Source organism: Stutzerimonas kunmingensis (assembly GCF_021432085.1).
GTDB lineage: Bacteria > Pseudomonadota > Gammaproteobacteria > Pseudomonadales > Pseudomonadaceae > Stutzerimonas.
The window spans coordinates 3,663,809-3,675,117 of record NZ_CP090366.1 but is presented as its reverse complement, the minus strand read 5'-3'; the positions used below and the strand labels follow the sequence as shown (position 1 = coordinate 3,675,117).

Genomic DNA, 11,309 nt, shown 5'->3' with positions numbered 1-11,309 from the left:
ACGACGTGGCCTTCCGTTTCGGTGGGGAAAGGACCACCACCACCTTGCCGCGCGGTGTGCTAGCGGAGGCTACGGTATGAGTGCACGTTTCGGCAGGCTCCCCTGGCTTTGGCTCAGTGTGCTGGTGATCGCCTTCGATCAGGCGACAAAACACTACTTCGAGGCCAATTTCAGCCTGTATCAAAAGGTCGACGTAGTTCCCGGCTACTTCGCCTGGACGCTGGCTTACAACACCGGTGCGGCGTTCAGCTTCCTCGCCGATCACGGTGGCTGGCAGCGCTGGCTGTTTGCCGTGATCGCGATTGGCGTAAGCGCTGTGCTGGTGGTCTGGCTTAAGCGTCTAAAACCGAACGAAACCTGGCTGGCCGTCGCGCTGGCGCTGGTTCTGGGCGGTGCGATTGGCAATCTCTACGACCGCGTGGTGCTGGGCCATGTGGTCGATTTCATCCTGGTGCATTGGCAGAACCGCTGGTACTTCCCCGCGTTCAATATCGCCGATAGCGCCATCACCGTCGGTGCCGTGATGCTGGCGCTGGACATGTTCAAGAGCAACAAGACCGGAGAAGCTGCACATGACTGAACAGCGCATTGGGCCGGACAAGGAAGTCACCCTGCATTTCGCGCTTGGCCTGGAAACGGGTGAGCTGGTCGACAGCACGTTCGACAAGAAGCCAGCCACCTTCAAGGTGGGCGATGGCAACCTGCTGCCAGGCTTCGAGCAGCAACTCTACGGACTCAAGGCAGGTGACAAGCGCACCCTGCAGATTGCGCCGGAGCAGGGCTTCGGTCAGGTCAACCAGCAGAATGTGCAGGTCATGCCACGCAGTCAGTTCGCCGGAATGGAGCTTTCCGAAGGGCTGATGGTCAGTTTTCAGGATGCTGCGCGCACCGAGCTGCCGGGTGTGGTGAAGGCGTTCGACGATAGTCAGGTCACCGTCGATTTCAATCATCCATTGGCTGGCAAGACCCTTACCTTCGAAGTCGAGATCATCGACGTCAAACCCGCCTAGTTCGGCTGTAGGCCAGCGAATACCGCTGGCCTTTGGGCGCTATCTGCGCTGTAGCCTGTATCGCGTTACACTCCTTCGTCTTCAAGTTTCCGCGTGCCGAGATCAATCATGCAAATCAAACTCGCCAATCCCCGCGGCTTCTGCGCTGGTGTCGATCGCGCCATCGAAATCGTCAACCGTGCTCTGGAAGTCTTCGGCCCGCCGATCTATGTACGGCATGAAGTGGTGCACAACAAGTTCGTGGTGGAAGACCTGCGTGCGCGTGGGGCGATCTTTGTCGAAGAGCTCGATCAGGTGCCGGACGACGTAATCGTCATCTTCAGTGCCCACGGCGTTTCCCAGGCTGTGCGGCTCGAAGCGGAGAAGCGCGGATTGAAGGTCTTCGATGCCACCTGTCCGCTGGTGACCAAGGTGCATCTGGAAGTCGCCAAGTACAGCCGTGATGGGCGCGAATGTATCCTGATTGGGCATCAGGGCCACCCGGAAGTTGAAGGCACCATGGGGCAATACGATTCGCGTAACGGCGGTTCGATCTACCTGGTGGAGGACGAGGAAGACGTCGCGAAGCTGCAGGTACGTAACCCCGAGGCGCTAGCCTTCGTCACCCAGACCACGCTCTCTATGGATGATACCAGTCGTGTCATCGACGCATTGCGCAGCAAGTTTCCAAGCATTGGCGGCCCGCGCAAGGATGACATCTGCTACGCCACTCAGAACCGCCAGGATGCGGTGAAGCAGCTCGCTGACGAATGCGACGTGGTGCTTGTGGTGGGCAGCCCCAATAGCTCCAACTCTAACCGCCTGCGCGAGCTGGCGGAGCGCATGAGCACACCTGCCTATCTCATAGACGGCGCCGAAGACCTCAAGCGGGAATGGTTCGAGAACATCGAGCGCATCGGCATCACCGCGGGCGCTTCAGCGCCCGAAGTGTTGGTGCGTGGGGTGATCGAGCAGCTCCGAGAGTGGGGTGCCACAGGCATGGACGAGCTGGAAGGGCGACCGGAGAACGTGACGTTCTCCATGCCGAAGGAGTTGAGGCTCAAGGCTGTCTGAACTTGCTCCATCGATTTTCTAACAAATGGGGCCTTTGACAGGCCCCGTTTTCTGTATCGGCTGAATGACCGCGCGCCTTGCTGATGAAGGCTTAGCGCCAACACTCCGCAGCGGTCTTCCCGCTGCCGGTCCTGTCTTTAGCGCCAAGGGCGTTCAGGGTTAGGTTGCCGCACTTGGTGTCGCCGAATTTTTGCTTTGCGGTCAGCGTATATCCGCCGTCAATGGGCCGAGGAGGGCTTCCTCCGTCAGTGATGACCTCTACAGCTAGCTCGTACTTACCAGTTTCCGAGGTATTACCGTTCTTCAACCCAAGCTTTGCTATGTCGGCGTCTGAAGTGATATAGGCATTGTTCTGGCCGAAGTAACGCTCCTGCCGAGCGGATGCATCGCTCAGCAGGGCTTGGCCTTCGGTGCGGTTACCGCGCTTGACGTACTCGTCATAGCTTGGATAGGCAATCGCTGCCAGGATACCGATGATGGCGACCACGATCATGAGCTCAATCAGAGTGAAACCACGCTCGGTACGCTTCATGGACTGCTCCGTCAATACTGGATTCATCTCGTTATTCCTGTTCGATACGACGCCAGCTTTGGCGGCCTAGGCTTGCGGGGTCCGGGTAGACGTTGATGCACTCCTGACCTGTGCAGTATTGGTATGTCCCGTCGGAATCCTGGGAAAGCGTACCCCCGCCCTCGCCATCCTGACGAACCGCTGAGACATTGGTCGTACCGATATCCGTGGTTGGTACGTAGTCAAAGGCATTGTGAGAGGTTCTGCCGCCAGTGAAGGGATTGATGGCGTAGGTCCAGTTGTTCGCGCCATCACCGCAAGGGTCGTCATTCGGAATCAGCGACTGGAAGAATATCGTGCGGCCCAGCTGCGACATGTTTTCCACCACCATCTCCCCCTGGCTCTGGCGCAGGTTCACAAACCAGCCGTTTTGTGCCGCCTGGGTGTCGCTGCCCTGCCAGCTGACGTTGTTATTGCTCAGTACGAGACCTTGGCGCGTGGTGCCGTTGGCCTCGACGGTGGTTTGGGTTGTGATCGTCTGTTCCTGCAAGCTACTGCGAGCGATATTCGGGTCACTTGCTTCCTCGCCCAGCGTCTGTTTGTCCCAGATGCCATATACCGTTTGGGCGAAACTCTTGTCGCCTTCCTTGTCGCCGGTTTCGAAGAATTTGCCGGTACCGAATACGACCAGATAGCCGAAGCCAGTAGGGTGGAGCACTAGGCTTGGTGCTGATGTAATGGGCTGACGACCTTCGGTCCCGGTGTTTGCCACGGCGCTGAACAGTGGTTGGCCACCAAAGGCCACCTCGAAGTCATCAATGGCATTTTCACTATCATCTTCGGTGGTGAAGGGCGCCGTATCACTACGACCGTTACGCAGCAGGTCGAAACGCCAGAGATTGCCCTGAAGGTCTCCAGCATAGGCATAGTCCGCCACGCCGTCAGCGTTGTAATCGGCAAGTTTGGGGGTCGAAAGACCATTCGCAGCGCCATCCACACCCTCTACTTCCAGACTGGTAAGGAGGGTGCCCTCCATTGCATCTACTATGAACAGGGCCGCCTTGCCATTGGTGTTGTTAGTGCTTTCGTAGCCGTTGCCGAACACCACGCCCCAGGTGCCTGTGTGCAGGCGTGCGATGGTGGGTTGCGAGAAGCTGTAGCCCATCTTCGCTGCGGCATCGTCCGGTAAGCTGCTGTCGTCGAACTCCCAAAGAAGTTTCTCGCTTCCGGGCGTCGTAATGTCCAACGCAAATATTGATTTGCCTCCGGCTTTCAAAGTGCCGACCAAGATCGTGCGCCATTCTGTACCGTTGAATACGTCTGCTACGACCGGGCTGCCATCGACATAAAACTCATGGCTGTAATTGGCGCCGGTCAGCTTGTTGAGCTTGGCGAACACGGCGCTAGGGACGAAGGCAAATTCCTCGACGCCGGTAAGCGCGTTAAAGCCATGAAGCATACCGTCATTACCGCCCACATATACGCGAGGCGTCCGCCCAGCGATATTGGTTGCAAACGTCGAATAAGCGGTGTTGCCTTCCAAGCGATTGCTAAAGTTAACGAGGTAGCGGGGCCCAGATACCACTGCAGGGCTAGATGAATAGAAGTCGCCTAGGACGCTGCTGCGTTGACGGAAGGTTGAGCCTTCGCCAGCGCGGTTGCCGCGAAGGTACTGTAAGCGCTGCTCTCCCTTCGCGTCCGGTAAATTACTATTCTCCGGGTCGCGGCTAAGCAAATTTGCCAACGTGCCGGCATTACTGGCAGAGCCGGCGTTGTTCCAGGTGAATTCCACCAAACCGCTGTTCGTATTGCCGGCCATCTTGATGCTACGGCTTTGCCAGCCGGGTACTTGACTCTTGGCACTCCAAATTTCGGAAGTTTCAAAGGCGTTGCTTTGGGCGTTCCAGGCTTTTTCGAAGCGCTTTACATCGCCAGACCAATTATCGTCGCTGGCATAGGATGTCTGATAAGAGACGGTCTTGACGGTGCCGTTGTTGTTTTCATCAGTACTGACCTGGCCGGAGTTGATGGCAGGCTTGGCTGCTGTGGATTTCCGATCAGCAATGCGGGACAGGATGTCATCGAAGGCTTGAACCATGGACTCAGGACTGTCAGCGCTGAAGAACTCGCCCCGTGAGTTGATTGCGGCGTGCCACAGGTCGTAGACATTGTTGTTGCTGCCACTAGAAGCTTCCGGCCAGTCTTGGGTTCCTGCTGCCAAAGCTTCATAGCCTGTGCCTTGGTGGGTGCTGCCTGACCAAGGAATACCTGCGCTGTTCAGGGTGCTGGTGAGACCAAGCCCCATAATGAAGTTGGTCATATGTTGCCAAGTAGCAGGGTCGTTGCGCGGATCCCAGTAGTCTGTGGCGCTGTCGCCACTTTTGAATGGAATATAGGAGGGGAGCTCGTTATCCATATTTGGCTTTAGATCTGTCGCCCAATAATGCATTGCCAAGTCGGCAAGCGTGCTGTCTTTAGCATCCCGGTAGGGATTTTGGCTGGTATAGTTTTTGCCGTCAGGTAAGGTGAAATTGGCATTATCATGGCGGAATGAGCTGGGGTTGTTGGTTGTTGAGTTCCACATGCCGTCAGTCATCAGGATGTGATAGCTCGCCCTGCAGGCATAGGTGTTGTCGTCAGTGTTTCTGTCGGACGCATTGCGGCTGTTGGGATATTTATGCCAGGCAACATCTTCCTTGAAAAACTCTCCAGCCCTTTTCATGGCTGCAGGAAGAGGCGTTCCGCTATTGAAGTATATATCTTTGAGCCAGCTGTAGAATTGACCCTTATGCAAGGCATCGTACTGTCGGAATTTGTTGTCTTTACAGAGCGAAGTAGTGCCGCCATTAATTTCTGTGCAGCGTGCAAGATCCTGCCAGCCTAGGCGAACGGCGGGTGATAGTTGAGAGAATGCCATGCTGGTGGCGGATAGAGTCGCCAGGGCACGGGTTCTGTAGAAAGAGTACCAAATAGCAAAATTTTCTTTTTCGTCTTCTTCTACAAAAACGAGCTTGTAGCAGTTGGTATTTGAGTTTGAGTTATTGCAGTTTTCTAGGGTGTTGTCAAAGGAGTAGTAGTAGGCAGGTGTTCTGGCTGTGTATTCATTGCTGTTTCTTGTGCAGGAGAAGCCGCTAGCGTTCAAAACCGGACCGGATTGAAGGATTTTGCAGGTGTAGTTACGATTGCTGCTAGTTCCGGAGCGGGTGACTTCAAACTTTATGCCCGCCGCGCTGGTTTCTGTTTTTGTTGTATTTGATGTGAACTCTATGGTTACGCGGAAGTCGCTGCTCGGGCCGTTGAGCCGATTATGTGTGCCGCTAGGCATGCGGTACTCTTTACCCGTTGGGCGGTAATAATTGGACAGATCAAGCGTCCCGTCTCCCGGCCTGAAACCATTGATGGGGGCACTGGTGAACGAGGTCGAGAGCTGGACTTCGCTGCCGCTTTCATCGAAAAAAGGTGGAATAACGTACTTTGTGCCAGGGGTGTAATACATCGGGTTGAATGCATTCGCTGCGTAAAGGCGTGTAATGAAGGAGCCGCTGATTACGCTGCTTTCAACAGAGTCTGGAACGTAGCCCCAAGACATACTGCCCGACTCATCTAGAGTCAGGATGATATTGGGTGGAACTCCAATGGTCAGGCTGAGCGGACTTTGAGATACCGCGGCATACGCATCTGCAGAGCTTAGCAAGATGATGCCAAAGGCAGCGTAGGAGAGAGTCTTGATGTGGGAGTAGAGGCGAAAAGGGTGCATGATGTCGGCTCTCAATTGTTAAGGCCAAGGTAGATGTTGGCGTGGGTCGACTGCAGATAGAGGGCGTCGTCGGTTTTGCCATTGTTGAGATAGAAATAGGTGCCGCTTCCCTCGCCGCGCCCGCCGTACTCGGCATTGACGGCCGCATTACCTGTTTCAGCCGCCAGGATGCTGTTGAAGTGGGCGTTGGCGTTGGCGTTGGCGTCGGTATCGGCCTTAGGGTCCGTGCCGCGATAAGGCATCCAGACGTTCGAGGCGGTTAGCAAATCATCCCCGCCGGCCTTTTGCGGCTGGTCCACGAATGCCAACAGGCGATCCGTCTTGACTTCAAGCAGGCAGGGACTGTTGATTCCATTGGTCTTCAGCGTGTTCGCCGCCAAACAGTTCGCTGCTTTGGCTTCAAGCTTGTCGGCCAGATTGCCGGGACCGTAAAAACGAAATTCAGCTTCGCGCAATGCCGCGTCTGCAATGTTCTGGCTTTTCATGTCGTGTTGGCGGTTTGCCGTAATGCGGGACTCGAGCGTCACGCCGCGCATGCTGCTGACGGCCAGCACGGTCAATACCAGTAGCATGACGAGGGAAACGAGGAGCACCGCTCCGCTCTGAGATTTGCGGGAATTGAACGTCATGGCATGAGATTCCTGATGGTTTGCGTGGCGCCTGCTACCTGGTAGATGCGCTTGTTATCTGCTTCTTCCAGTCGGGCCTTCGCTTCCGTTGAGGCCTCTAACATCCAGTCGTCGAGAACCTTCGAATCATCGCCGTCGCGTTGCCCTGCACGGCTGGCGAGTAGCAGGGCATAGCGCACACTACGAATTGCTCCACTGGCGGGTGTCCAATCTGCTTGCTGGATGAAGGTGGTGACTTCCTTTTCGAGCATGTCAGTCTTACCTACACCGAAGTCCAAACGCAGGTCCGCAATGCCGCGGAGTACCTCGCCGTACTGCGGGCTGGTTGCGTTGAGGCTTTTGCACAATAGGCGGCCGTCTTGCAGCTGGTCGTCGCTGCTGGGTTCGTACTTGAACGCTAGAACGGTCAAGTCACCAGCATCAGGCGGGGACGAAGGGAAGGCCTCATCGTATGTAACAGCACTAGCAGCGCCCTGACAGTCCAGTTCGTTGCCGGTCTGTGGCTGATAGCGAATACAGAAGCCGACACCTTCACTGGGATTCAGGCCGGTCGCGGCATGTCCTGCATTGAACGCAAGGCATCCACCGGAAGCCGGGCGGCTGGGGAAAACGATGTCCAGCAGCGCTGAAGGCGTACGGCGATAACCGGCCTTACCTAGGTAGTCGTTAATGACTAAAGCGGCGAAACGACTATTTTCTACGTTTCCGGCCTGATTCTGTTGGAAGACATAGTTACGCTTGTTGTCGATATAGACTTGCGTAATACCGAGGATTAGAAAGCTACTGATCGCTAGTGCGATAAGCAGCTCTACCATTGATAAGCCAAATTGATATCTAGAGTGATTCATGGTTCTACCCGAACTGTATAGCTGCAGACATCGGAATTGCTTGCATCGAGGCATTCACGAACTCGCCAGGCCAGGCGAATTTCAAGCATTGAACCCTTGTTATCGCAATCACCTGCAATAGAGCTGCGGCAAACGTATACGTCGCTATCGAATAGCTCGCTGCCGCCTGGTAATAATGCTTCAACCTTGTCCGCCCAGCAGTCGCGCAATTCTTTTGCCGTTTTTGCAATTCGGGTCGGACTCGCCACGCAGCTCTCGCGGTCGGCGAAGTCATCGCCGGCGTCTTTATAGAAAATGGAACTGCCTTTTAACCCGCTATTCATAGGAAATTGCGGCGGCGAGGTGTTGAACAGTTCTTTCGGGTGCGCTCTTACAATTTCGATGAGGTCTCCGGCCAAGACGATGGCAGTGTTGCGCTGTGCCGAGTCCTGCGTGTATTGGATACTGCGTCCCTGCAAAGCCACCATGCCGAGTACGCCGATGGTGGTTAGCAGTAGGGCCACCAACACCTCGATCAGGCTGAAGCCTTTATTGGTTTTCATTGAGTTCCTCATGGTGTGCAGCTGTCCAAGGCAGCTCCGTCTTTCTTGCCTCGCGGGTAGAGAACGAGGCCGCCGCTAGCTTGCACTTCGAGCAGATAGCCCGTGGTCGGGTCTGAGTCGCGGCATATGGTGAACTTGGCCGTTGTAGCGGTGCCGTTGGCCCGGTAGACCAGCTTGTCGTCGCTCAGGGCTGAGCTGAGGATCTCCGCGTGTGCGGGGTTATGCTCCAAGATTCGCTCCACTTCCCCGCTTCCCGCGTTGCTGATTTCCCAGGGCGCATTGCTCTTGATCTGTACTTCGTATGCCTGTCGGTTAAGGACCGCTTGACCGCGTGCATGCTGGAGGAAGATAACCAGTTCCTCTGCCTTGCTTTGCACTTGGTTATTACGGATCAGGCTGTTGAAGCTGGGGACCGCGATGGCTGCGAAAATACCAAGCAGCGCCAGAGTGATCATCAGCTCGACCAGGGTGAATCCGTGCATGTCGGTTCTGCTTGACATGATGTACTCCAAGGGAATCGTGAGTGGATGATGCAAATGCGTTGATGCGTTGTCCGCATGGGGAAGATCGTTGGTACGATTGTATGGATGAACGGTCGAGGCTTCAGTTTGAGCTGTGATGGAGTCGATGTTTGCAGCTGAAGTCCGTGGTTCAGCCTCACTGGCATAGGTCCGCTTGGGCGGCGTTTTCTGTCTCGGAGGCCTGGCGTATTCGTCCCTGACGACTGACGACGACTTGCCACGCAACCTGCCCGCCATGGCATTGGTAGAATCGCCCATTGCTGGCGGGCGACGCCCCGTTATCGCGAAAGCGAATGCTTTCGTTAAAGCCGGTCCAGCTGAGCTCACTGTGATGTGGAAGTTGGGTCAGTTGCAGTATTTGCCCCGCCGAAGTGCGTACAAGCCAACCATCCGTCCAGTTTGCCGAACATGTCTCGCCGTCTCCGCTTCCACATATCTCTATGGTGTGGCGTCGCAGAACCGCTTGCGTGCGAGCATTGTGCAGCGTGCTTTCGACCTCATCTTTCAGTGCTTCCTGGCGACTCCTTTCAATCATGTTGCCGAGCGCTGGTATAGCTATTGCAGCGACGACACTTAATATCGACAGAGTGACCACCAAGTCTATTAAGGTGAAGCCTTGACCTCGATTAGCCATAGTGCGGTTCCTTTGCACGTATGATGCACAGCCGTCCTGGCTGCAGTTTGTTCATTCGCGTACGCGAATGCGCAGATGCTCTTTTAAAGCAGCCTGTTCGCCAGTCCAAGTCAGGACGGGCAGAAATGTGAACCAGATGGTTGGAGAGGCATGTGAATCAAGAAGTGATCGTTGTCGGTGGCGGTGTCATCGGGTTGTTGTCCGCCTATCGCCTGGCTCAGGCAGGCACGTCGGTGTTGCTGCTGGAGTCGGGCGATGTTGGTCGCGAAGCCTCGTGGGCTGGCGGCGGGATCGTTTCGCCGCTTTATCCGTGGCGCTACAGCCCGGCGGTCACGGCGCTGGCGCATTGGTCGCAGGATTTCTATCCGCAGCTTGGCGAACGGCTTCTGGAAGAGACGGGGGTGGACCCCGAGGTGCATGTCACCGGCCTTTACTGGCTGGATCTGCATGACGAGGCGGAGGCGCTGAATTGGGCTGAGCGTTATGGCCGGCCGCTGACGTCGGTGTCGATGGAGACCGTGCGCCAGGCAGTGCCTTCGCTGGGTGAGGGTTACGAGCGCGCCGTCTATATGGAGGGTGTCGCCAACATTCGCAATCCCCGTCTGTTGCGCGCCTTGCGCGAAGCGCTGCGGCAGCTGCCGAATGTGACTGTGATCGAGCAGTGCCCGGTCGAGGGTTTCCTCCGCGACGGTACGCGTATCGTGGGCGTGCAGACGGCGCAGGGCGAGATGCGAGCGGATCAGGTTGTAGTGGCTGCGGGCGCCTGGAGCGCACAGTTGCTGGCGACGCTGGGGCTGGAGATTCCGGTCAAGCCGATGAAGGGGCAGATGATTCTATTCAAGTGCGCCGAGGACTTCCTGCCGAGCATGGTGCTGGCCAAGCGGCGCTATGCGATTCCGCGGCGCGACGGCCATATCCTGGTTGGCAGCACGCTGGAAGATGTCGGCTTCGACAAGACGCCGACCGAAGACGCGCTGGAAAGCCTGAGGGCAACAGCGATCGAGCTGTTGCCCGCGCTGGCCGATGCGCAAGTGGTCAAGCACTGGGCAGGTCTGCGACCCGGTTCGCCGGACGGCGTGCCTTATATAGGACCGGTGAGCGGTTTCGACGGACTGTGGCTGAACTGCGGGCACTTCCGCAACGGGTTGGTGCTGGCACCGGCGTCCTGTCAGCTGCTGGTCGATCTGATGCTTGGGCAGGCGCCGATCGTGGATCCATCGCCCTATGCACCGGCCGGGCGTGTCGCCGATCAGAAGAGCTGATCGGCCCTTCGCGGTACTTCGGTTTCACGAGCAGTCCGGGTTTCATATGCGTCGCCCGGACTCTGTTCTGCTACCAACTCGCATTGCTGGTAAATTAGCCGGCACTTCGGCTCTGCCAGGCAGAGCCAGATTGGCGAGTGAGGTTTGTGTGGCGAAGAAAACCACTTCCCTGACCGGCCTGAGCGGGCTGGTCTATTCCACCGATGCCGGTCGGCATTGTCCCGAGTGCAGTCAACCGCTGGGCAGTTGCATCTGCAAACAGAGCGTTCTGCCCGAAGGCGACGGCATTGCGCGGGTGCGCCGCGAGAGCAAGGGCCGAGGCGGCAAGACGGTGACGACCATCAGTGGCGTTCCCTTGCCCGAGACCGAGCTTAAGGAGCTCGCCAGCGCGCTGAAACGTCGCTGCGGCACAGGTGGTGCGCTGAAGGATGGCGTCATCGAGATTCAGGGCGATCACGTTCATCTGCTGATTGACGAGCTGAGCAAGCGTGGCTTCAAGGCCAAGAAGTCCGGTGGCTGAGCGCCGCTGTGACACCTTCACC

General features: G+C 56.7%; 12 protein-coding genes. 5 read left to right on the top strand and 7 right to left on the bottom strand.

Features of this window, described 5'->3' with window-relative positions; all coding sequences use genetic code 11:
* The first annotated feature begins 76 nt into the window (after positions 1 to 76).
* From lspA to ispH, 3 genes are all read left to right on the top strand, one after another.
* Complete coding sequence (gene lspA / locus LW136_RS17460; protein WP_003302157.1) at positions 77 to 580, top strand: signal peptidase II; 504 nt, start codon at positions 77 to 79, stop codon at positions 578 to 580.
* A complete protein-coding gene (locus tag LW136_RS17455) occupies positions 573 to 1,010 on the top strand; it encodes an FKBP-type peptidyl-prolyl cis-trans isomerase (RefSeq protein ID WP_125878281.1) in 438 nt (145 codons plus the stop codon). The genes lspA and LW136_RS17455 overlap by 8 nt, the downstream gene beginning before the upstream one ends.
* A gap of 108 nt (positions 1,011 to 1,118) precedes the next feature.
* The gene (gene ispH / locus LW136_RS17450; protein ID WP_003302159.1) at positions 1,119 to 2,063 is read left to right on the top strand and encodes a 4-hydroxy-3-methylbut-2-enyl diphosphate reductase; all 945 of its coding nucleotides are present in this window, start codon (positions 1,119 to 1,121) and stop codon (positions 2,061 to 2,063) included.
* Between the two features lie 91 nt (positions 2,064 to 2,154).
* Here ispH and LW136_RS17445 read toward each other — a convergent pair whose 3' ends face one another.
* The 7 genes from LW136_RS17445 to LW136_RS17415 form a co-directional block, all read right to left on the bottom strand.
* The gene (locus LW136_RS17445; RefSeq protein ID WP_143514376.1) at positions 2,155 to 2,595 is read right to left on the bottom strand and encodes a type IV pilin protein; all 441 of its coding nucleotides are present in this window, start codon (positions 2,593 to 2,595) and stop codon (positions 2,155 to 2,157) included.
* A 31-nt stretch (positions 2,596 to 2,626) separates the two neighbouring features.
* Entirely contained in the window at positions 2,627 to 6,331 is a 3,705-nt protein-coding gene (locus tag LW136_RS17440) for a pilus assembly protein (RefSeq protein ID WP_230355918.1), read from the bottom strand.
* An 11-nt stretch (positions 6,332 to 6,342) separates the two neighbouring features.
* Positions 6,343 to 6,960: a PilX N-terminal domain-containing pilus assembly protein gene (locus LW136_RS17435; RefSeq protein WP_230355914.1), complete on the bottom strand. Its 618-nt coding sequence runs from the start codon at positions 6,958 to 6,960 to the stop codon at positions 6,343 to 6,345.
* Positions 6,957 to 7,808: a PilW family protein gene (locus LW136_RS17430; protein ID WP_044315018.1), complete on the bottom strand. Its 852-nt coding sequence runs from the start codon at positions 7,806 to 7,808 to the stop codon at positions 6,957 to 6,959. Before LW136_RS17430 ends, LW136_RS17435 begins: the two co-directional genes overlap by 4 nt.
* Complete coding sequence (pilV, locus tag LW136_RS17425; protein ID WP_230355912.1) at positions 7,805 to 8,350, bottom strand: type IV pilus modification protein PilV; 546 nt, start codon at positions 8,348 to 8,350, stop codon at positions 7,805 to 7,807. Before pilV ends, LW136_RS17430 begins: the two co-directional genes overlap by 4 nt.
* An 8-nt stretch (positions 8,351 to 8,358) precedes the next feature.
* Complete coding sequence (locus LW136_RS17420) at positions 8,359 to 8,850, bottom strand: GspH/FimT family pseudopilin (RefSeq protein WP_044315020.1); 492 nt, start codon at positions 8,848 to 8,850, stop codon at positions 8,359 to 8,361.
* Positions 8,851 to 9,007: 157 nt separating this feature from the next.
* Positions 9,008 to 9,505 (bottom strand): GspH/FimT family pseudopilin, encoded by a 498-nt coding sequence (locus tag LW136_RS17415; protein ID WP_230355911.1) that lies wholly within the window; start codon positions 9,503 to 9,505, stop codon positions 9,008 to 9,010.
* 152 nt (positions 9,506 to 9,657) lie between these two features.
* Here LW136_RS17415 and thiO point away from each other — a divergent pair, with 152 nt between their 5' ends.
* Both thiO and LW136_RS17405 read left to right on the top strand, forming a co-directional pair.
* On the top strand, positions 9,658 to 10,767 hold the full coding sequence (gene thiO / locus LW136_RS17410) for a glycine oxidase ThiO (RefSeq protein WP_230355909.1): 1,110 nt from the start codon (positions 9,658 to 9,660) through the stop codon (positions 10,765 to 10,767).
* Between the two features lie 148 nt (positions 10,768 to 10,915).
* Positions 10,916 to 11,287, top strand: a complete 372-nt coding sequence (locus LW136_RS17405) for a translation initiation factor Sui1 (RefSeq protein WP_230355907.1) — start codon at positions 10,916 to 10,918, stop codon at positions 11,285 to 11,287.
* Positions 11,288 to 11,309 lie beyond the last annotated feature (22 nt).